We start from the raw sequence: 21,857 nt of genomic DNA on the forward strand, positions 1-21,857 counted from the left end.
GCGCCAATCAGCAGGGGGAGCCCATGCCGACCCAACGCGCCTTTCGCATCCACAACGACGACACCGGCTATCGCGCCGGCGTCGAGACCATCGATGTCCCCGAGCCCGCGGCCGGTGAGGTGCTGCTGCGTATCGACTACGCCAGCGTCAACTACAAGGACGCCCTCGGCGGCACCGGCAAGGGCAAGGTCATCAAGCGCTTTCCGCTCACCGGCGGCATCGACGCCGCCGGCGTCGTGGAGCGCTCCGAGCATGCGGACTTCGCGCCGGGCGATGCCGTCGTCGCCACCGGCCACGGCATGGCCTTCGACCACGACGGCGGCTATGCGGAACATCTATGCGTGCCCGGCGACTGGCTGGTGAAGCTGCCGGACGGGCTGGATACCCGCACGACCATGCTGCTCGGCACCGCCGGCTTCACCGCGGCGCTGGCGGTGCACCGGCTGCTGCGCAACGACCAGCGCCCGGAGATGGGCCCGATCCTGGTCACGGGCGCCAGCGGCGGCGTCGGCGCCATTGCGATAGCCATCCTCGCCAAGCTCTGCTTTGAGGTGGCTGCCGTGTCCGGCAAGCCGCAGCTGCAGCCCTGGCTCAAAGAGCTGGGCGCGGCGCAGATCCTGGGCCGCAACGAGCTCCCCGGCGGCGACCGCCCGCTGGAGAAGGCCGTCTGGGGCGGCGCCGTGGACAACGTCGGCGGCGACATGCTGGGGCAGATCACCCGCACCGTGGCGCCCTACGGCAACATCGCCAGCATCGGCCTCGCCGGCGGCACGGACCTGCACACGACCGTCATGCCCTTCATCCTGCGCGGCGTGGGGCTGCTCGGCTGCGAGTCGGTGCACATCGCCCAGCCCCTGCGCGGTGAGCTCTGGCAGCATTTGGCCACGGATTGGCGGGTGGATGAGCCGGAGCGGCTGCTCGGCGCTGAGATCACGCTGGACGCGCTGCCGGAGGTCTTCGAGCGCATGCTCGCCGGAGGCACGCATGGGCGGATACTGGTGAAGCCGACGGCGGCCGGTTGAGCGCTCTTGCCGCGAGGATGCGAAGGGCCTGTGCCGCGCGCCGGAGACGGGGTCGAGAATCACTGCAGCCGCCGGCGCCCATCGCGGCAAGGATGCCGCTCCCACGGGCGCGGCGGTCACAACGCGCTATTGCCTGAATTGCCGACACCAATGACGCAACCGCTGGAGAATCACCAACGCCGGGCGCTGAAGCAGCGCGCCCATCACCTGAAGCCCGTGGTGCTGCTCGGCGCCGCCGGCCTGACGGAGGCCGTGCTCGCCGAGATCGAGCTGGCACTGGACCACCACGTGCTGATCAAGGTGCGTGTTAACGGCGGCGACCGCGACATCCGCGACGCCCAAGTCGGCACCATCGCCGAAGAGACCGGTGCCGCACTGGTGCAGCGCATCGGCAATGTCGCCGTGCTGTACCGCGCCAACCCGGAGCTGAAGGACCCGATCCGGCTGCCGACTTGATCGGCGCGGGCGCATGCCTCCTGCATATCAGCCAGAAAGCTGAGATCGGGCGCATCCGCTGGCGCTCGGCCGGCGCCGCCCGCATCAGCGTTTGCCAAGGCTCGTACCTGGCTCGAGACGGAAACCGCCGGAGCTTGCGCGATGTCATTGCGGCGTGCTTGAATCCTGCAATGCGGCTGCGCCAGCAGCCGCCGCCAGAAACGACAACGACGACGAAACCGCTCCGCGGAGGATGAGGAAACCACCATGACCGACGCTATCGCCACCTGCTCCAATCCCGCCCTCGGCGGGCGCCTCTACCATCTGCGCAGCGGCCTTGCCCGGCTGGATGTCGAGGCATCCGGCATCCGGCTCATCGCCATCGGTCTGTTGGTCGGTCTCGCCTCCCTGCTGATCCTGGAGCCGGCCGCGCATCGCAACACGGATACCACCACCGAGCGGGTGGCCCGCATCGCCCCCGTTGGCGAAGTGCGCGTGGCCGCGAACGCCCCGTCCACAGTCGCCGTCGGTGTCTCCGTGCCATCGGGCGCGGCCTCCGGCAACGGCTCCTGAGCCCGCCGCGGAGACACTAGGCAGCCGCCGTCCTTTGCACTGTCCCTGAGCACCGCCAGCCCGGCATCGCCCTGGCGGTGAGGGCAGGCGCGCCCGCCCGCCGCCGCGCCGGTTGCTGAGCGCCTCGCGACGCACCGGCCGGCGTGCCATGGGCGCCGTCTCGATCGCCCGCAGCCGCGCACGCACTTTTGTGCCTCTGCGCCGAGCGTGGGCGCACACTGCATCGGCCGCGGCCCGACAAACCGCCATGGCCCTCAGTCGGTCCAAGCCAAGCCCGTGTCGAGCCAGCGGCAGCGCTCGCGCGCTCTGCGCGTTGTCGGCGCTCTTGAGCATCCTCCTGGCCGCCGCTGCTCAGGCGCAATGGGCGCCCGATCCCCGCGGTGCCCGCTCGACCGCAGGCCCCGACGGCCTGCGTGTCCTCGTGCGCTACGATGACACCTGCAAGCCCGAGCTGATCATCGGCCGGCTCGCCCGCCAGCGCACGGTGCGGGTGCCCTGGGGCGAAGTGCGGGCCGCTGTCGATGGCGAGCTGGTCGCCGTCGGCGAGCAGTCCGCCGGTCAGCGCGTGCGCCTGTCCGAGCACGCCCTCTCCGCCCTCAAAGAGGGCAGCGCGGCGAGCGTCAGCGTCGGCGACCATGAGCTCCGGGTGCAACTGACGGGCGCGCGGGATGCCATCGGCGCCGTCGGCTTCCACTGCCGCGACGATACGCCCCTGCGCGGACAGGCCGCGGCCCACTGGACCGTCGTCAGCGGCGACATCGGCGCCGGCTGGGCCAAGGCGGTGATGGAGATCGTCCGCGCCGTCGGCGCTACTGGACTCGTCATCGAATCCAATGGCGGGAACCTCGCCGAAGCCGAGAGGCTCGGCCAATGGATCCGCGAGCGCGGCCTCCACACCGCGGTCACCGGCGACTGCGCCCTGGCCTGTCTCCACGCCTTTGCCGGCGGCGTGCTGCGCTTCATCGCGCCGCAGGCTCGCCTCGGCCTGCAGCCCCTGCCGCTCATGGGCGGCGACGGCGGCACCCGCGGCGCCGTCGTGAGGCAAACGGGCTACCTGCTCGGCCTCGACATCCCGCAGGCCCAAGCCGTCGCCGAGCGCGCCGCCGCCATGCCTACCGACAGCATCGATTGGCTGGATGCCGACGAGGCCTTGGCGCTGGGCCTCGCGACGGAGCTGGGGACACCCGGCGGCATCGCCGCGGTGCCGACACCCAACTGAGGGCGGGCCCTGAGCGTCCTCAGGCCCGTTGGACCGTCGCCGACAGGCCGTAACCGGGCCGAGACCCAAGGCTTGCCCGCGCTCAGGCGTCTCGAGATCGAGCCGTCCACCGCCCCAGGAAGCAGCGATGATGATGTTGCAGGTAGCGCTGCAGCTGGGGGTCGAGCGCATCCGGGACGGCCAGCACGCGGGTGATGCCGGGCACCACCTGCGCCGGCGCAGCGGCGACCAAATGGCCGGGGATGACCGCGACCCGCTGCCAGCGCGGCAAGGCCGCATAGTCGATGAATAGAGATCCGGCGGATTGCGGCCCGCTCAAGCGCGGCGGTCACCATTGCTGATGGGGCTTGCGTCGGTCGGCGGGTCACGCAGCTTATCGTGGATGGCCACAGCACCGTCCAGGATGGACAGGAATGCCCGCAAGCATTCGGGGTCCAACATCGAGCCGGACAGGCGATGGAGCTCGGCCAGCACCTGTGACAATGGCCAGGCTGGTTTGTAAGGGCGCTCCGACATCAGTGCGTCGAAGACGTCGACGACGGTCACGATGCGGGCCGCCAGCGGGATATCGTCGCCGCTCAGTCCGGCCGGATAACCGCTGCCGTCGAACCGCTCGTGGTGGCTCAGCGCAATGGTGGCCCCGAGCTGCATCGCCGGTGCCGGGCTGTCCACGAGCAGGTCGTGCCCGAGCTGCGGGTGCGTCTTCATGACCTCCCATTCTGCATCGCTCAGACCGGTGTGCTTGCGCAAAATCGCGTCGGGTATGCCGATCTTGCCAATGTCGTGCAGTGGAGCCGCATATTCGATCAGCCGACAGAATTCGTCGTCCTGACCGAGCTCGCGGGCGAGCAGTGCGGCGTACTGTCCGATACGCTTGACGTGCTGGCCGGTGTAGTGGTCACGCAGCTCGCCGACTCGCGCCAGGCGCAGCAGTGTGTCCTGCTCGCGCTGCTCGATCTCGCTCACCGATTGTTTGACGCGCTTCTCCAGCCAGAGCGCCCGGTCCGTCAGCAGCAGATGGTGCTCGCGGAAGCGCAATAGGTTCTTGCACCGCGCTTCGAACTCGATGGCGTCCACGGGCTTGGTCAGAAAATCCGTGGCGCCGGCCCGCAGCGCAGCATGCCGGCTGTTGCGGTCTTCGGCGACGGTGACGACCATGACGGGCACATCGGCGCAGTGAGGTAGCGCGCGAAACCAGCGGATCAACGCGCTTCCCGGGAGCGTCGGCATGCGCAAATCGGTGATCAGCAAGTCGCAACGAGAGGTCTTGGCCCAGCTGAGGGCCTCGGTCGGGTCCCGGAAGCAGTGGAGATTCGCATCGGGCGCGGTTTGGCTGACCAGACGCTCCAAGATTCTGAGTCCGGTGGCCTGATCATCGACTATCAGGACATCAAACATGGCAACCGCCGCCTTCGCCTGCGCTTTGGGTCCAGGCCGACGCAGAGGGGTCAAAGAAGCGCTTCATACGCAGATGGAGGGCAGATTGCGCCGTTGGTGCTCGTGGTCGAATCATGCTGGCGGTATCAGTGTGACGGCAGGTGCAATGGCGACGCCTTGCGCCAAGTCTGCACCGATCTCCTGCGCGCAGCGCAGAGCCTGCTCCGTCTCGATGCCGGTGACGGCCACGGGTATGGATAGGCGATCGGCGATCCGCGCCATCGCCTCGGCGTGCACATAGGCGAGGTCGTGCGCGCCCGTCATGCACGCGAACTCGGGGCCGAGCTTGAGCAAATCCACCGGCAGCCCGGCAATGGGCTCGATCGCATCGGCGCGGCCGCTGATACGGTCGATCGACACCGCACACCCGATGCCAGCCAGGCCCCGCACCGTCCGTGCCGCCGCCTCGGGATGCAGCAGGATGTCCCGCTCCGGGATCTCGATGCCCAGCGCCGGCGTCGTCCGCTCGGTCAATTGGTCCGCGACGAAAGACACGAAGGATTCGTCCACCAACGATGACGTCGTGATATTGACATGGAAGCGCCGGCGCCGACGCTGCGGCCCTCCTGCCTCGAGCCACGCCGCCAGCCGCTTCAGCACCCAGCGATCCAGCTCCTGGGCGAGACCGAAGCGCGAGGCGATGGGCAGCAACGCCGTCGGCGGGATCAGCTGGCCGCTGGCGTCGGTCAAGCGCAGCAGGACCTCGCTCACGGGCGGCACGCCGGCCGTCGTGGAAAGGCACCGCAATCCTTGCGCGCTGAGCGCGATGACATCCCGGTTCAGCGCATCGCGAAGCCGGTGGGCGATATCTGCATCGGCGCTCAGCGCCGCACCCGCCGCGCGCACGCGTTCGGTGAACACCCGGGTTTCGCAACGACCCGCGGACTTGGCGGCAAAGCAGGCCATGTCGGCCTCGGCGAGCGCTTGGGCAACCGAGTGCGTACTGCGGGTCAGCCGCGCCAGGCCAGCGCTCAAGCCGATTTGAAAGGGCCTCTCGTCCCACGCGAAGTCCAGGTTGATGATCCTGTCACGCAGCTCGGCGATATAGGCGATGGCATCCTCGACATGGCAGGCATTGAGCAAGACTCCAAACTCGTCGCCGCCGATACGCCCGATGGTGTCGGTGGCGCGCGCGCGTTGCCGAAAGGCCTCGGCGACCATTCGCAGCATGGCATCGCCGGCAGCGTGGCCACAGGTATCGTTGACCAGCTTGAAGTTGTCGAGATCGATGAAGCATAGAACACCGTCCGGTGCGCCACGGCCGATGTTGCGAAGCGCAAGCTCGACCTGTTGCTCCAGGGCGTCGCGGTTGGGCAGCCCGGTGAGGGCGTCGGTCATGGCCGTCTCGCGGAGCTGCTCGGCGAGGGCTACCTCGTCGCTGATCTCGCGAAAGAAATAGACAACAGCGGGCTCGCGGGCGCAATCCACCCGGGACGCGGACAGCTCGATGATCAATTCCGAGCCGCTGGGACGCCGGATTCGGAGCTCACCGGCATTGATGCCCTCGGCGTGCTCTGTCGCCCCTTCCAACATGAGCTCGGCCGCACCCGGGAGGTGCTCCGAGATGGGCCGACCTATGGCTAGATCATAGGAGAGCTCAAGCAGGGACAGCGCCGCCGGGTTGGCGTCGAGGCAGCGGCCATTGCGGTCGGTCAGCAGCATGCCGATTGGCACCGCATCGAGCAGCAGGCGCGCGCGTCTGTGCCCTTGCATGTCGGAGCCCGCAAGGGCGGTGCCCGAAGTCGCCAAACCGGCCGAGCGGGCATGTGCAGTCGAGTCAGCAGGCATGACGCCCCCGCTCATGAGCATTTGCTTATCGAGCTTTAGAGGTTCCCGAAAGCGGCCCCGCGTACAGAAGGGCCGAGCTTGCGGACCCACGCCTCAGCCGCGAGGCAGCCCCAGGCTCGTGAGATTATGACAGATGAGTGAGTGTCGGCGCCGAGAATCGATGAATGAATCCCTGGAAAGTCAGGCTTTTGCTGGCGAGCACCGCCAGTCTACCCAGCCGCTGGCCTGCAATTGGGGGCGCCGACGCCGGCCGAATGGACGACGCCGCAGCGCGCTGGGGCGCCGCCCCACCCACGTGGCTGAAGCGAAGCTCATCTCCCTTCCTCGGCCCCAAGGGGACGTTGCGGCCCACACTGACCTTCATCAAGACCGACATTGGCTTCATCGGCGGGCGGCGTGATCCAATTGTCGCTGCCGCTTCCGGGGTCAAGCAATCTCGACACGCTTACGCGACGTTTTGGTGATCTTCGGCAGGGAGACCACCAGCACACCAGCTTCGAACCGGGCGCTGGCTCGAACTGGGCGCTGGCCTTGTCGGTGTCCACGGCCGCCGGTAAGCCCATCATTGCCTCCTCTTGGGTGCATATCCCGCGTGCACTTGCACCGCGTGCCTCCGACTCCTAACCCTGAGCATAGGTGCTCGGGACCCCGTGCCGCCATCGGCGCTTCCCCGCACTGCGCCCAGGCTCGCCACGGACCTTGCCATCCGCTGCCTGCCCAGGGCGCTGTCAGCGATTCCCCCGGCACCGCGCCAGTGCACCGCCAACAGCGCAGCCGCCCCGATCAGACCTGCTGCGCCGCAGCAGTGCTCAAGCGGACTCGTGCTCCTCGAGCCGAAAGCCCAACACCTCCAACAGAAGGCCGGTGACCGCGCCGCCCAGCAGACCGCCAAGGAATCCCGACGGCATCTCCGCCAACACCCGCTCTACGGCGTCCTTCGCCGCCGGGTCCAGGGCCGCCGCCGTGGTGCCGGCGACCATCCAGATGCTCGCGCCCACCACCGCAGCCACCAAGGCCGCAACCAGGGGCGCGGCCAAGGTGTCCGGCAGCCAGCCGTGCACGCCCTTGACGATCCAATGCTCGTTCAGCTGAAACAGCGAGCCCACCAGCGCCACGACGCCGGCGGCCATGACGAAGGCACCGACGGGGCGGCTGTACAGGGTCAGCACCACCACCAGGATGAAGCCTGCGCCAAGGCCCGCGAGCAGCCCCGTGAGCGTCTCCGCAAGCGGACGTGAGCCCGCCTCCGAAGTCCAGGCGACGAAGGCGCCGCCGAGCACGCCCAGCCCCGCCGCCACCAAGGCGATGATGCCGAGCTCCAGTCGCGGACCGCCGATGATGAGATAGCCGATGGACGCCACCACGCCCGCCATGGCGCCCATCAGGGCCACGGGCATAGCGCTGTAGAAGGCCGCCGTGGTCATCGCCGCCGCCAGAGCCGCGACCACCACCGCCTGCCAGGGACCAAGGTCCAGTACCTGCAGCACCTCGTAGAGGCCAATGAAGAGCCCGCCGAACAGGGCGCCGGCAAGGCTCCAGACGAACAGCGTCGTAATAACGGCCGTTAACCGCTCTTTGAAAGGCATGTGAACGGGTCCTCCAACCCCCTGCCACGCCCCTTGGGGCGGGCACTTGTGGCGTTCCCGGTTCGGCGCCGTGCCACCGCCGGGTGGTATTGTTCTTTATCTCTGGCGGGGCTTGCGAGATGCTCCACGCCTTACCGCGGTGCTGCGACCCTGCGTTACCCCACGCTGCTAGTCTAACCAATTCGCAGCCTTCGGCGGCGATGCTGCTATGACAGCGGGATTACAGCTGCCAAACCTGCGCGCGTCGCAAGGGCTTCAGCCTGCGCCCAGCCCTGAGCCTGAGTTACCATCGCACCGTGCACCACCACCCGCCCACGCGCGCTCGCCCGTTCGCGCAGGGCGGCCCACAACACCAACACCATCCGAAGCGAGGATACTATGGCGAGAACAGCACTGGTTACCGGCGGCACCCGCGGCATTGGCGAGGCCATCAGCGTCGCCTTGAAAGACGCCGGCTACAACGTCGCCGCCAACTACGGCGGCAACGATCAGGCGGCACAGGAATTTACGGCACGCACCGGCATCCCTGCCTACAAGTTCGACGTCTCCGACTTCGACGCCGTCACCGCCGGCATTCAGGCCATCGAGCAGGATGTCGGGCCGGTCGAGGTGCTGGTGAACAACGCCGGCATCACGCGCGACGGCACCCTGCACAAGATGACCCACGACAAATGGCAGGCGGTCATCGACACCAACCTGGGCTCTTGCTTCAACTGCTGCCGGGCGGTCATCGAAGGCATGCGCGAGCGCAGCTTCGGCCGCATCGTCAACATCGGCTCCATCAACGGCCAGGCGGGCCAGTACGGGCAAGTCAACTACGCCGCCGCCAAGTCCGGCATCCACGGCTTCACCAAGGCGCTCGCACAAGAAGGCGCCGGCAAGGGCATCACGGTGAATGCCGTCGCACCGGGCTATGTGGATACCGAGATGGTGCGTGCGGTGCCGCCGGAGGTGCTGGAGAAGATCATCAAGCGTATTCCCATGGGCCGCCTAGGCAAGCCCGAGGACATCGCCCGTACCGTGGTCTTCTTGGTGGCGGACACCGCGGACTTCATCACCGGGGCCACGGTGTCGGTCAACGGCGGCCAGCACATGTATTGACGGCCGCTGTCGGGCCTCCTGACGTCGGCACCGACCTACGCGCCGGAGCGCCGTAGGTCGGCGCTGAGCGGAGCGAAGCCCGACACGGACTCGGGCGCGGCGTCGGGCCTCCCGGCGTCGGCACCGGCCTACGCGCCGCAGCGCCGTAGGTCGGCGCTGAGCGAAGCGGAGTCCGGCAAGCGGGCAGCCCCGGATCGTCGTAATCAGGGTCTCCGTCTAGCCCCGGCGTCTAGCCCTTGGGCCCGAAAATCAGCCACAGGATGAAGCCGAGCAGCGGCAGCAGCAGAAGCAGCACCACCCAAATGACCTTGCCCGTGGTGCTCGCATCACTCTGCACTGTCTTGACAATGGCATACACCATCAGGATCAGCAGTAGCAGCCCAAAAAAGCCGCCGACTTCCACCATGCGCTCTAACCTCCATCCGCGGGGGCCGGCAGCCGCCGGGCCAATCCGGCAGCCAACCCCAGCCCCTGTGCTGAAAACTGTGCCGCACGGCCGGCGCACTGTGCCGGCTCGCTGACGCCGGCCACGTCCGTCGTGACCGCCGCGGCCATCATTATTGCCAACGCCCGTGCCGGCCAGGCCGAGCGCCACGGCGACTCCCTAGCGGTCCAGCTGACGCAGCATTTGCAGGCCGCCGGACTCGCCAGCATCGCTTTGCCCTTTCCGGCGGTGGCAACCGACCCCGAGCAGCGCGCGGCCCTCTTCTCGCACCTGGATGCCGGCGCGCGGCGGGTGGTCGTCCTGGGCGGTGACGGCACCGTGCGCACCATCGCGCGGCTGCTGCTCGGCCGGCCCGTGCCGATCGGGATTGTACCCCTCGGCACCGCCAACCTGCTCGCCCGGGACCCGGGTCTGCCGCTGGCACCGACGCAAGCCGCGGCAGTACAAGCCAGCACGCGTGTGCACCACATCGATGTCGCCCGCTGTAACGGCGAGCCTTTCCTGTGCGCAGCGCTCTTCGGTATGGCCACCGACCTGGCGCGCGCCCGCGAGGCGGCGCGCGGCATCGGCACCTGGCGCATGCTGCCGCGCATGCTGCGCAAGGCCTATTGGATACTGAAGCGTTATCCCTTCCATAGCGTGCGCCTGCGCCTCGATGACGCACCGGCGACGTTGCGCACCCGCGCGCTGATGGTCTCCAACAACCCGCTGCAGCCCCAGGCCGGCCTGCACCCGGTGCGCACCGCCCTGAACACCGGCCGCCTCGGTGTCTACGGGGTGCGCGAAGGCCCGCTGTATGATCTGCCGCGGCTGGCGCTCACGCTGCTTGCCGGCACCTGGCCGCGGGAGCCACGGGTGTTCCACCGCGTCTGCGAGCGCGCACACATCCACACATCGCGCCCCCTGCGCACCACCGCCCTGCTGGACGGCGAGCGCGTGCAATTGCAGACGCCGCTGCGGTTCGACACCCTGATCGGCGCCTTGCCGATGCTGGTTGCGGACGCTGGCTGAGCCCTGATGCCCATGGGGCCCATCTGCAGCACGCAATCCGACACGCCGTTGCGGCGGCGGCCGCAGGACGTCCCGGACAGCCTCGGGCGCGTCCAGCAAGGCTCGGGCTTCTTCGCCATCGACCGCACCGCCTGTGCTGTGCCGGTCCCTCCGCGACACCCGGCGCGCGCTTTATCCAGGCCCGGGGCTCAGCGATCGTCGGCCTGCGTCGCCCCAGCGCCGACGCGAATGCCGATACGCGCCTCGGCACCGCGCTGCCGAGCGTTGCCCACCTCTAGCCAACCGCCGAGCAGCTCGAGACGCGAGCGCAAGCTGTAAAGCCCGAAGCCGCCGCTAAGGCCGTCGACGCCGAGCGCGGCCATAGCTTCTGCGGGGGCGGGACCGTTGGGGTCAAAACCCCGTCCGTCGTCGCTGACACTGATCCGGAGCACCTCGCCGTCCCAGTCCACCTGCAAGAGCGCGCGTGTCGCCTCGGCATGCTTGGCGACGTTGATCAGGAGCTCCCGGGCGCCTTGGAACAAGGTCACGGCCTGCGCATCGGCGAGCGCCGGCGGCTCCCCGCTCGGCTCGTAAGCGACTTCCAGCCCCCATTGCGCGCGCACATGCTCGGTCAGCCACGCCAACGCCTGATACAGCCCGCCCTCGCGCAGCAGCGGCGGGCTCAGCTCGAACACCAGAGAGCGCAGATGCTTCGTGGCACGGGCCAGCAGCGCCACCACCTGGTCGCGACGCTTTGCCAAGTCCTGATCGCCTTCCACCAGAATGCGCGCCAGCACCAATTCCTGAATGGTTGTGTCGTGCAGCTGCTGCGCCAGCTGGCGACGCTGGCGCTCCTCCAGCGTCGCCATCTCCACATTCAGCGCGCGCAGCCGACGGTTCGCCTGCTCCAGCCGCTCGCTGCGCTCATCCAGGGCCGTGTGCAGGCCGCGGGAGAGTTGGGAGAGCGTCGCGTGGGTGCCGACGCGGGCCAGCAACACCGCCACGGCGAAGGGCTTGACGATGTAGTCGACGCCGCCGCACTCGAAGCCGCGGACAATCTCCGGCTCATCGCCCTTGGCGGTGAGAAAGATCACCGGAATTCGGCGCGTGAGCTCATGCGCCTGCAGCTGACGACAGATCTCGAAGCCGTCGGCGTCCGGCAGCATCACGTCCAGCAGGATCAGGTCCGGCTGCCCTCGCCTTGCCGCGACCAGGGCGTCCGCCCCGGAGCCGGCGGCCACCACGCGATAGCCCTGCTGTTGCAGGAGGCCAGCGACATAGACCCGGGTGGCCGCGTCGTCTTCGACCACCAGGATCTCGGCTTGGGAGACAGGATCTGTCACGGCTATAAAGCGGTCCGGTGGCCAGTTCGAGGGCTCCGGGCGGCAAGGGTCAGCGCGCTCGGCTTACGTCAATAATTAGAAAACTTTTCAGTCTACGCCAACCAGCGCGCTGACCTTGTACGCGAATTTTGCACAATCGCGCTAGGAAAGCTAGCCAGCTGGACTCTGCTGCCCAACCAGGATATCCGTCTCCCCAGGGGACTCTTCCGGCGCGGAGGGACTGCCCACCGCAGCGGCGGGCGGGACCGACACCAGAGGCATTAGTGTCGCCAAGACCTGCTCCAACGCCAACAGCATAGCGTGTAGCGCAGGCCGCCAATCCCCACCGTCGTCGAGCGCCGCCAAGGCCGTGACGGCGTGTTGCTGCAGCACCGGGGCCCCGATCGGGCCGGCGACCCCCTTCAATGCGTGAGCGACACGCCTGGCTGCGACCGCGTCACCGCCTGCCAGCGCCTGCGCCAGTAGGTTGCTATCGCGCTGATGCTCGGCATGGAAGGCAGCCAGCATGCGTTGGTAGAGCGCTGCGTCGCCGCCGGCTCCAGCCAGACCTGCATCGAAATCGATGACCGGGCCTTGGCCGGCCGGCGCCGTGACGGCATCGGCCGTTCCGCCCGCGCCCAATACCCCGGCGCTGCCGAGTGTCTGCGGAGAATCCCGAGCGACGGCGCCATCGCCGCCACCCGGACCGCTCGCAAGGACCCGTGCCAGCACGCTGCGCAGCGCCTCGGGAGCGACGGGCTTGACCAGATGCTCGATCCTGCCGATAGGCCGGGCAGGGTCCTGGTCCTCCCAGTGGGCGTGGGCGGTGAGGGCGATGACGGGCGGGGCGGCCTGACCCAGCTCTGCCCGAATCTCGCGGATCGCCGCATCGCCGTCCAGCTCCGGCATCTGGATGTCCATCAGGATGGCATCGAGGGGCTCGGTGAGGGTGCGCCTGACCGCGGCACGACCGTTTACGGCGGTGACCACCCGGCAGCCTTCGCGCTCGAGTAGCGCGCGCACATACACGCGATTGGTCTCATTGTCGTCGGCGAGCAGCACACGGCGCCCGCACAGCGCCACAGGTTGGACACAGCTGTCGCCGGTCGGCTGGAAGTCTGTCTCCGCCTCTGATGCGTCGCCGGCGAGGGCATGCTCCAGGTGGGCATGCAGTCGTGCGCGCGAGGCCGGCAGGCTCGGCATCAACGGATCGCAGTCCCGCGCATAGAGCAGTAGCACAATGCCCTGCGCCGCTGCTGCTTGCGCAATGGCGCTGCAATCGGCCGGCGCTGCGTCGGCGCCCGGCAGGGCCAGCACCAAGGACCAATCGCCGTCGCGGCTGCTGGACAAGCGCGCCAGGGCAGCCGCCGGCGAGTCCACCACCGTGACCGCGAGCCCGAAGGCCTGGAGCTGGCGCACGAGCGCCGCCGAGCGGCGGGCATGCCCATCCCACAGCAGCACCGGCGCATGGACGGCTCGCCCCAAATGCCACTGCGGCGCCCCGCCCGCCGCCAGCGGCAGCTCCAGCGTGAACGCGAACCGACTGCCGCGCCCAGGCGTGCTGGTCACCTCGATATCGCCGCCCATCAGCCGCACCAGCTCGCGGCTGATGCTGAGACCCAGCCCGGAGCCCTGATAACGGCGGGTGGGCGAGGCATCGGCCTGGTGGAAGGGCTCGAACAACTGCTCCAGGTCTGCGGCCTCGATGCCAATGCCGGTGTCGCTGACCGCGAAGCACAGGCGTGCCATCGCATCCGCAGCCGTGTCGTCACTGCCGAGCTGGCGCACCTGGACGCAGACTTCGCCGCGGCGCGTGAATTTGACCGCATTGGACGTGAGATTCAGCAGCACCTGCTCCAGGCGCAGTGCGTCGCCGCGGAGCCGCGCGGGGATATCGGGGTCCACATCGAGCCACAGCAACAAGCCCCCCTGCCGCGCCTCGACATCGGCCATGGCCTGGACGTTATCGAGCACGTCGTCCAAGGCGAAGGGGGCCGGCTTGAGCATGCTGCCGCCGGCATCGATGCGCGAGAGGTCCAGCACATCGTTGATGAGTCCGAGCAAGGACTTGGACGCGCTGTGCAGACGCTCCAACCAGCCGCGCTGGCCGGCGTCCAGGTCGGTGTCAAGGCACAGCCGCGCCATGCCCATGATGGCGTTCATGGGCGTGCGGATCTCATGGCTCATGTTGGCGAGGAACTGGCTCTTGGCCGCCGCCGCCACCCGGGCGGCATCGCGCGCAGCCGTCAAGTCGCGATTCAAGCGCTTGAGCTCACGCTGGCGATGGAGCAACAGCAAGCCCACCAAGGCCACCACCGCCAGCACCTGCCAGAGCAGCGTCAGGTCCATACGCTGCTCGATGGTGAACTGCGTCTGCTTGAGCTCGATGGCGTCGCGCTCGGCCGGTGTCACAGCGGCCACCGCCTTGTCCATGATCAGGTGCAGCAGCGGCTCGTCGCTGCGGGTGGCGACGGCGATCGGGTAGCGATTGTCCAGCTGCCCGATGATGCGAAGCTCGCCGGCGCTGGCGTCCACGAACTCTGCCGCGTGCTCCAGCGTCTTCACCGCCGCGCTGATGCGCCCGGTGCCGAAGGCCTGCTGCAGATTGTCGGCGGATTGCGACGGCACCAGCCGGAGCTCAGGATGCTCCGCGCGCAGGGTTGCCTCGATGGCGCTCGCCTCCGGCACCGCGATGGGCTCGCCTGCCAGGGCCGCAATCTCATGCACGAAAGGCCGGTCTCGCGGCGCCACCAACACATGGCTCACGTCGAAGTAGGGCTCGGTGAAATCCAGATAGGCCCCGCGCGTATCGGTGCGCACCGCGCCCGATAACAGGTCGCAGCGGCGCTCCTGCACCTGCTCCAGCGCCTCGGCCCAGGTGGCGGTGGGCACCGGCACGATGTCCACGCCCAGCTTCTGCGCGAACAGCGACAGGTAATCCCGGAACAGGCCCTTGTGCGCGCCGTCTTCCAGATAATCATAGGGGAACCACACCGGGCTGAAGCAATAGCGCAGCTTGCCCCCCTTGCCGGCAAGGTATTCGCGCTCGACGAAGCTGAGCACCACGTGGCCCGACGGCGGTGGCGGGCGCGGGCCGAGATGCTGCTCACGGATGGCCGCGCGCCGCGTCGCCGGCAGCGCCGCGAGCGCCTTGTCGATGGCACTCACCAGCAGCGGCCAATCCTTGCGCACGGAGAAGACCAGCGCTTGGGACTCGGCAATCCGGTAGGCGATCGCCACCGGCGCCGCCGCAGCATCAGCCACCAGAAAGCGCAGCACCTCGGTACTGCCGACCACCGCGTCAATCTCACCAGCGAGCAGGGCGTTCAGCACTGCCGGCACCGAGCCGTGGCTGATGGCGGTGGCACCCGGGATACCGGCAATGTACTTCTTGCTGATCAGCGAGCCCTCGCCATAGCCGATGCGCCGGCCGGCGAGGTCGTCCGGGCCCTCGATGCCGAGGGGATTGCCGGCGCGCACAAAGACCCCGTTGGTAAACCGTGCATAAGGCGCCGAGAACGCCAGGCGCTCGGCGCGCTCGGGGTGCGGGCGGGACATGGACAGCCCGGCGATCTCATAGTCCATGGCCTGCTGCACCAAGCTGGACCAGTCGCCCAGCACCAGTCGGAAATCGGTGCCCAGGAGCTCGTTGACGGCCGTCAGGGTATCGGCATCGATGCCCGCGATACGGCCTTCGGCATCGTAATAGGCGAAGGGCGCCCAGTCGGCGCCGACACCGAAGCGAATGTCCGGATGGGCATCCAGAAAGGCGCGCTCGGCCGGCGTTAGGCGCACCACCGGCGCCGCCATGCGCCTGGCGTCCTCGCCGCCCAGGAACTGCGCATACAGCTGCTCCATGCGCGTCTGCGGGACCGCCGCCACCGCCTTGTCCAACACCGATGCGAGCAGCTCGCGGTCGCGGCGTACGGCGAAAAAGCTCGCGCGCTGCGTGGGCAAGCCGCCGGCGCGGCTGCTCGGCCCCTCCTCCACCCCGGTGATGCCGTAGCGCGCCAACAGCCAGCGCCCGTAGCGCTCGTCCATCAGCGTGGCGTCGGCATCGCCGCTGGCCACGGCGCGCAGCGCGTCTGCGTGATCGTCCACCCTCACGGGCACTGCCGGCGGCTCCACGCGCGCGGCCAGCGTCTCGGCGGTGCTGCCGGGCCAGACCGCTACGCGGCGACCGGCCAAGTCGGCCAGGGATACCGCGGCGCCGCCCGCACGCTGGAAGATACGCACCTCGACCTCGCCGGAGAGGTTGCCGAAGCGAAGCGTCCGACGGCGCTCCGGGTTGTGCACGAGGTTCAGTGCCAAGTCCGCGTCCCCCTGCTCCACGGCCGCAACGGCCTTGGCGGTGGGCATCGCCGTGAAGTCGAGCTCCAAGTCCAGCAGCGCGGCGGCCTCACGCATCAGACCCACCGTGAAGCCCGAGACCTCGCCGTCCCAGGTCATCGCGAAGGGCGGGATCTCGCTGAACGCCAGGCGCAGCGTCGAGCCTTGTGCCAGCCAAGCCTGCTCATCCTCGTCCAGCTGCAGCGTGGCCCCGGGGCGTAGATCCGCCAACGCCTGGGCATCGCCGAACCAGCGCGTCCACAGCGCCTGCAGCTCAGCGGGTGTCAGCGCCGCATAGGCCTTGTCGAGAATGGCGGCCGCCTGTGGCAGGTCGCGGCGCACCGCAAACGGATGCCCCTGCCAGGGTTGCCCGTCCGCGGCCGGGGGCAGCTCGCCGACGACAGCGAGGTCCGCCAGGCGCTCAGACTCGAACAGATGCAGGGCCACCTGGCGCGGCAGCACCGTCGCATCGGCACGCCCGGTGGCTACCGCGTGCAGGGCTTCCGTGGCACTCGCCACCCGCAGGCGCTCCACGTCATCACAGCATCGAAGCAGCAGCTCACTGCCGGCCCAGCCCGGGTTGTCGGCGAGGGTCTTGCCCCGCAGCGAGGACGGGCCACGGATGTCGCTACGATCCCGTCGGGCTACGATGACCTGCTGCACCGTGAAGGCGCGCTCGCTAAAGATCAGGTAGTCCCGGCGCCCCGGCGTCGCGCCGACATTGATGGTGAGGTCCGCGGTGGCGTTGCGCAGATGGCTCTGCACCCGGGCCGGATCCGCGGCCCGCCAGCTGAGGGTAAAGCCGGCGCGCTGCGAGATCAGCTCCAGCAATTCCACCGAATAACCAGACGGTCCGCGCTCGCTCCAGTCGGCGAAGGGCGGCAGCGGCGCGAAGCGGACCCGCAGCCGCGGACTGCGCTCCAGAAAGGCTCGCTCGGCGGGCGTCAGCTCGAGCTTTGGCGCCGGCGCTCTGAACAGGAAGTCGTTCAGATCGACGGCGCCAGCCGCTGCCTGACCCGTCTCCCGCAGCAGCTCCAGCACCGCCGCCAGCGCGGCCGGCTCCGGCCTGCCGACGGGTCGGACCTCCGGCAGCATGGCGCTGTGGGTCTGGTGAGCCTCGAAGCGCAGATAATCCGCGCTCTTGTCCTGGGTGTTCCAGCGCGCGCGGATCAGCGCCACCAGCTCGTCCGGGTGATCCAGCGCATAGGCCCAGCCGCGGTTGGTGGCAGCGGCCAGGGCCGCGGCGGTTTCCGGGTCGGCGCGCACCGTCTCGGCGGCGGCAAAGAGGTTCAGATCCGGCACCGGCACGCCGTAGTCGGCCGGATCGATGATGTTGAAGGGGACGCCGCGGCGGTAGAGCTCGTAAACCTCGTTGCTGCGGTAGGCGGACATGGCGTCCACGTCGCCGCGCACGAAGGTCTCGATGCCGCCCGCGTAGGGAGCCAAGTCGAGCGCGTCGGGCGTAATGCCGGCGCGCGCGAAGAGGCGCTGCATGTTCGGGCTGGCCAGTTGCCGCGGTGACAGCATCAGGCGTTTGCCCGCGAGCTGGCGCGGCAGCACGATCTGCGGCGCCGCTACCAGCACCAGTGGGGAGCGCCGGAGCCAACTGGCCAAGAGCTTGAGCGGCGTACCGGAGGCCTGGGCCGCCAGCAGGCGGTCCGCGGGTGCGGTGGCGAAGTCTGCCTGTCCCTGGCGCACGACCTCGAGAGGGTCGATGTCGGGCCCGCCCTCCAGCAGCGTGACTTCGAGCCCGGCGTCGCGGTAGTAGCCTTGGGCCAATGCCGCATAGAAACCGGCAAACTGCCACTGGTGGCGCCATTGCAACTGCACGCGCACCGTTGCCCGAGGGCCCGCCGCGCCGGCGACGGCGGTGTCGCTCATCGGCACGGCACCCGCCGTGGCGAGCAATGCCAGTGCAAGAGTCAGCAGCAGAATCGCTCGAGCATGCGGCGCCATCGGTGCAATCGCGGGCTGATGATGTGGCCCGGCCGGACAGGACGGGTGCCCATGGTGCACCCTATCCCGGTATTGTGCGCCCTTCCATGGCGCAATAGCGCCCACCGCCGCCCGGGTGGCTCGGGGATTCCACCATCCGCTGTGATTTCCGCCCGCCACTTGTACGAGAATGACCGACAACATCGACACCTCGCCCACCACCGCCGCGTCACCGGCCGCATCCCACCCTGCCCGCCGGGGCGTGCTCGCCGGCTATGGCGCCACCGTCTTCGCAAGCTCCGCGGTGCTGCTGGTGCTGGAGATCGTCGCCGGGCGGCTCGTCGCGCCCTATGTGGGCGTGTCCCTGTACACCTGGACCTCTATCATCGGCGTGATCTTAGCGGGCTTATCGCTCGGCAACTGGCTCGGCGGTGTCTGGGCGGACAAGGGTGCGGATTCGCGCAGCGTGGGCTGGGTGCTCGCCGCCGGCGGACTCTACTGCCTGCTGAGCCTGGCCATCCTGAATCCGCTGGGCGCGGCGGTGCAGTCCCAAGGGCTGACGCTCTTGAGCGCGAGCTTCACCTTTGCCGCCGTGCTCTTCTTCGTGCCGGCGGCGCTCATCGGCATCGTCACCCCGCTTTTGACCACGCTCGCGCTGCGGCTCGACCCCCGCGCCGGCCATGTGGTGGGCCGCATGCATGCGCTCGCCGCCATCGGCAGCATCGCCGGCACCTTCGCCGCCGGCTATTGGCTGGTGCAGAGCTTCGGCACCCGGGCGGTGGTGCTCGGCAGCGGGCTCGCGCTGCTGGCGCTGGGTGCGCCCTTCCTGCGCGGCAGCGCCCGGCCGGCGCAGGCACTGCTGCTGGTGGGCGTGCTCGCGGCGGGGCTGCTGGCGGTGCTGCGCGACGGGCTGGTGTCGTCCTGCGACCGCGAGAGCGCCTACTTCTGCATCCGGGTCGTGGAGCGCCCGGACCTCGCGCCGCCCGGCATGGCGCGCGGGCTGGTGCTGGACCACCTGCTGCACGGCATCAACCACCTGGCCGAGCCGGACCTGCTCATCGCGCCCTATGTGCACGGGCTGGACGAGCTGGCCTATGCGCATTTCCTCAGCGCCTACGACGACGGCCTCGACTGGTTCTTCGCCGGCGGCGGCGCCTACAGCCAGCCCCGGGCCGTGCAGGCGCTGAGCCCGGCCTCCAGCGTCACCGTCGCCGAGCTGGACCCCATGGTGACGCTGACCGCCGCCGAGTCCCTGGGCCTCCGGCCCGCCGGCATGACCATCGAGCATCGCGACGCCCGCCTCGCCCTGGCGGACAGCGACGAGACCTTCGACGTCATCGTCGGCGACGTCTTCCACGACGTGGCCATCCCCTACCACCTGGTGACCCGGGAATTCGCGGCCCTGGTGCGTGAGCGCCTCGCCCCGGACGGGCTCTACCTGATGAACGTCGTCGACACCTTCCCCGACCCGCGGCTCATCAAGGCCATCGCCAAGACCCTGGAGACCCAATTCCGCCACGTGGACATCTGGATGGAGCAAGCGCCGGAAGACCCACGCGTGACCTTCATCGTCAGCGCCAACAACGGCCCGCGGCTGCCTAGGACCATCCCCGCCCGCCGCGGCTTCGAGCGCGCCTGGAGCCGCATGACCGAAGACATCATGGCCTATGGCACGCCGCCCAGGGAGATTCCGCTGCTCACCGACGACTACGCCCCGGTGGAGCGGCTCATCGCCGGGCTGCTGCTGGGTGAGGACGGCTGAGGCCGGCAGAGCCGGCGAGCGTTGACGTCTCGCCGCGGCGCGCAACACAATTTGGGCGTGATCACCGGCAATCCCGGAGAGCTGTCATGGCGCGGCGAATCGGCTCGGGCGCGGCCTCGCGCGGCCCGGACAAGGCGCTGAGCGAGGCGGCCGGCCTGCATCAGGCCGGGAAGCTCGAGCAGGCGGAGAAGGCCTACCGGCGCATCCTGCGCCGCCGGCCGAACGACGCCCGCGCGCTCTACTGCCTGGGCATCGCCGTGCATCAGCGCCGCCGGCCCAAAGAGGCCGTGCGCCATTTCCGCGCAGCGCTCAAGGGCGATGCCGGCAACCCGGACATCCATCGCCATCTCGGACTAGCGCTCAAGGATCTAGGCCAGCCCGTCGCCGCCGAGCAGGCCTATCGCGACGCCCTCGCCATGGCCCCGAACAACGCGCATATCCTCGCCAATCTGGCCACCGTGCTCAAGGCGCAGGGTCGGCATGACGAAGCCCTGTCGGCGCTGGAGCAGGCAGCCGATCTGGCACCCGACTCCCCCGCGGTGCTGAGCGCTTGCGGCCATGCCCTGCGCGAGGCCGGCCGTCTGGATGAGGCCGAAGACCTGCATCGCCGCGCACTGACCCAGCGCCCCGATCACGCCCCTTCGCTGAGCGGGCTCTCGGCGGCGCTCTGGCGCAAGGGGCGCGACGATGAAGCAGCCCAGGCCGCACGCGAGGCCATCGCGCAGGCGCCGCAGCTGGCCCAGCCGCATCTGATGCTCGGCAATGCGCTGCGCCGGCTCAAACGACCAGAGGAAGCACTGGCGGCGTTTCGCGCAGCCGCCGAGGTGTCCCCAGCGGACCCAACCCCGCGCATCGGGCTGATCGAGGCCGGGCAGGATGCCGGCGCACTCGAGACCGCACTCCAAGAAGGCCGGCGTGCGCTGGCGCTCGAGCCCGATGCCGAGACCGTTCATACGGTGCACGGGCAGACGCTGTATGCGCTGCGCGCCGCCGGCTACGCCGAGCAAGCCCGACAGGAGGCAGCCGCCTGGCTGCGCGACCACCCCGCAAGCGCCACCGCGCAGCACCTGGCGCCGGCGCTGTTGGACGCCCCGCCGCCGCAGCGCGCCAGCGCGCCCTATGTGCGCGCGACCTTCGACGCTTTCGCCGAGAGCTTCGACGAGCGTCTCGACACGCTCGGCTATCACGGCCCGCAAATCGTCACGCAGGGCTTGCGCTCGGCCCGCCCCCATGGCGCCGAAACCCTGCTGGATATCGGCTGTGGCACGGGCCTGGTCGGGCCGGCGGTGCGTGGGCTGGTCCAGCGCCTGGAGGGCCTGGATCTGTCGCCGGCCATGCTCGCGCGCGCCGCCGAGCGCAACGTCTACGACGCGCTGCACGAGGCCGATGCCGAAGCCTACCTGAGCGCCGAAGAGCCTCGCTGGGATGTCGTAATCGCCGCCGATGTCCTGATCTATCTCGGCGACATCCAGCCGCTGGCTGCGGCTGTCGCCGGTGCCCTGCGGGCGGATGGCCTGTTCATCGCGACCAGCGAGGAGGCCGATGCCGGGACCTGGGAGCTCCAGCCCTCGGGCCGGTATCGCCACAGCCGACGCTATCTGGCCGATGTGCTCGCCGGCGTGGGACTCGTCGTCGAGCAGCTCGATCGAGTCGTGCTCCGCCATGAGGGCGACCGCCCCGTCGAGGCCCTGGCCCTCGTCGCACGCCAGCGCCAATTACAGGGACGGTATACTTAAGTAACCATCCCCCGGCAAAGCCGGGGGCTTTGAATGCGTGAGCCGCTCAAAGCGGCGGAGGGGACGCTAACGCGGCCCCGGTTCATGAGCCGCCTAAAGGCGGCGGATCAGCAGCTCCACAGTCTCAGCTGATCGAGTCGTTGATCTTCACGTTCCTGGTGCTGGATGTAGGCTCGG

Annotated in this window: 16 protein-coding genes; 9 read left to right on the forward strand and 7 right to left on the reverse strand. The window is 69.2% G+C overall.

Features of this window, described 5'->3' with window-relative positions:
* The first annotated feature begins 23 nt into the window (after positions 1-23).
* The 4 genes from CKO31_RS03620 (at position 24) to CKO31_RS03635 (ending at position 3,249) form a co-directional block, all read left to right on the forward strand.
* Positions 24-1,022 carry a YhdH/YhfP family quinone oxidoreductase gene (locus tag CKO31_RS03620; RefSeq protein WP_200234141.1) on the forward strand — a complete coding sequence of 333 codons (999 nt, stop codon included), beginning with the start codon at positions 24-26 and terminating at the stop codon, positions 1,020-1,022.
* A gap of 150 nt (positions 1,023-1,172) precedes the next feature.
* Entirely contained in the window at positions 1,173-1,478 is a 306-nt protein-coding gene (gene yhbY / locus CKO31_RS03625) for a ribosome assembly RNA-binding protein YhbY (protein ID WP_200234142.1), read from the forward strand.
* A 246-nt stretch (positions 1,479-1,724) separates the two neighbouring features.
* The gene (locus tag CKO31_RS03630) at positions 1,725-2,030 is read left to right on the forward strand and encodes a hypothetical protein (RefSeq protein WP_200234143.1); all 306 of its coding nucleotides are present in this window, start codon (positions 1,725-1,727) and stop codon (positions 2,028-2,030) included.
* 325 nt (positions 2,031-2,355) lie between these two features.
* Positions 2,356-3,249, forward strand: a complete 894-nt coding sequence (locus CKO31_RS03635; protein WP_200234144.1) for a hypothetical protein — start codon at positions 2,356-2,358, stop codon at positions 3,247-3,249.
* Between the two features lie 82 nt (positions 3,250-3,331).
* On the opposite strand, the gene CKO31_RS03640 is transcribed toward CKO31_RS03635, so the two are convergent.
* From CKO31_RS03640 to CKO31_RS03650, 3 genes are all read right to left on the reverse strand, one after another.
* Complete coding sequence (locus CKO31_RS03640) at positions 3,332-3,568, reverse strand: hypothetical protein (RefSeq protein ID WP_200234146.1); 237 nt, start codon at positions 3,566-3,568, stop codon at positions 3,332-3,334.
* Positions 3,565-4,647, reverse strand: coding sequence for an HD domain-containing phosphohydrolase (locus CKO31_RS03645; RefSeq protein WP_200234148.1), 1,083 nt, complete (start codon positions 4,645-4,647; stop codon positions 3,565-3,567). Before CKO31_RS03645 ends, CKO31_RS03640 begins: the two co-directional genes overlap by 4 nt.
* A gap of 111 nt (positions 4,648-4,758) precedes the next feature.
* Positions 4,759-6,495, reverse strand: a complete 1,737-nt coding sequence (locus CKO31_RS03650) for an EAL domain-containing protein (protein ID WP_306341703.1) — start codon at positions 6,493-6,495, stop codon at positions 4,759-4,761.
* A 143-nt stretch (positions 6,496-6,638) separates the two neighbouring features.
* Here CKO31_RS03650 and CKO31_RS03655 point away from each other — a divergent pair, with 143 nt between their 5' ends.
* Positions 6,639-6,938: a hypothetical protein gene (locus tag CKO31_RS03655; RefSeq protein ID WP_200234152.1), complete on the forward strand. Its 300-nt coding sequence runs from the start codon at positions 6,639-6,641 to the stop codon at positions 6,936-6,938.
* Positions 6,939-7,283: 345 nt separating this feature from the next.
* On the opposite strand, the gene CKO31_RS03660 is transcribed toward CKO31_RS03655, so the two are convergent.
* Positions 7,284-8,060, reverse strand: coding sequence for a spermidine synthase (locus tag CKO31_RS03660; protein WP_200234154.1), 777 nt, complete (start codon positions 8,058-8,060; stop codon positions 7,284-7,286).
* Between the two features lie 378 nt (positions 8,061-8,438).
* On the opposite strand from CKO31_RS03660, the gene phbB reads away from it, so the two are divergent.
* Positions 8,439-9,161: an acetoacetyl-CoA reductase gene (phbB, locus tag CKO31_RS03665; RefSeq protein WP_200234156.1), complete on the forward strand. Its 723-nt coding sequence runs from the start codon at positions 8,439-8,441 to the stop codon at positions 9,159-9,161.
* A gap of 229 nt (positions 9,162-9,390) precedes the next feature.
* Here the strand turns inward: phbB and CKO31_RS03670 are convergent, their stop codons facing one another.
* On the reverse strand, positions 9,391-9,567 hold the full coding sequence (locus CKO31_RS03670) for a PLDc N-terminal domain-containing protein (protein WP_200234158.1): 177 nt from the start codon (positions 9,565-9,567) through the stop codon (positions 9,391-9,393).
* A gap of 132 nt (positions 9,568-9,699) precedes the next feature.
* Here CKO31_RS03670 and CKO31_RS03675 point away from each other — a divergent pair, with 132 nt between their 5' ends.
* The gene (locus CKO31_RS03675; protein WP_200234160.1) at positions 9,700-10,617 is read left to right on the forward strand and encodes a diacylglycerol/lipid kinase family protein; all 918 of its coding nucleotides are present in this window, start codon (positions 9,700-9,702) and stop codon (positions 10,615-10,617) included.
* Between the two features lie 188 nt (positions 10,618-10,805).
* Here the strand turns inward: CKO31_RS03675 and CKO31_RS03680 are convergent, their stop codons facing one another.
* Both CKO31_RS03680 and CKO31_RS03685 read right to left on the reverse strand, forming a co-directional pair.
* Positions 10,806-11,939 carry an ATP-binding response regulator gene (locus CKO31_RS03680; protein ID WP_200234162.1) on the reverse strand — a complete coding sequence of 378 codons (1,134 nt, stop codon included), beginning with the start codon at positions 11,937-11,939 and terminating at the stop codon, positions 10,806-10,808.
* A gap of 150 nt (positions 11,940-12,089) precedes the next feature.
* Positions 12,090-18,128, reverse strand: coding sequence for a transporter substrate-binding domain-containing protein (locus CKO31_RS03685; RefSeq protein ID WP_200234164.1), 6,039 nt, complete (start codon positions 18,126-18,128; stop codon positions 12,090-12,092).
* 244 nt (positions 18,129-18,372) lie between these two features.
* Here CKO31_RS03685 and CKO31_RS03690 point away from each other — a divergent pair, with 244 nt between their 5' ends.
* Positions 18,373-19,944 carry a fused MFS/spermidine synthase gene (locus CKO31_RS03690; protein WP_200234166.1) on the forward strand — a complete coding sequence of 524 codons (1,572 nt, stop codon included), beginning with the start codon at positions 18,373-18,375 and terminating at the stop codon, positions 19,942-19,944.
* An 86-nt stretch (positions 19,945-20,030) separates the two neighbouring features.
* Entirely contained in the window at positions 20,031-21,680 is a 1,650-nt protein-coding gene (locus CKO31_RS03695; RefSeq protein WP_200234168.1) for a tetratricopeptide repeat protein, read from the forward strand.
* Positions 21,681-21,857: the final 177 nt, after the last annotated feature.

It is taken from the genome of Thiohalocapsa halophila (assembly GCF_016583825.1).
Classification (GTDB): Bacteria; Pseudomonadota; Gammaproteobacteria; order Chromatiales; family Chromatiaceae; genus Thiohalocapsa; species Thiohalocapsa halophila.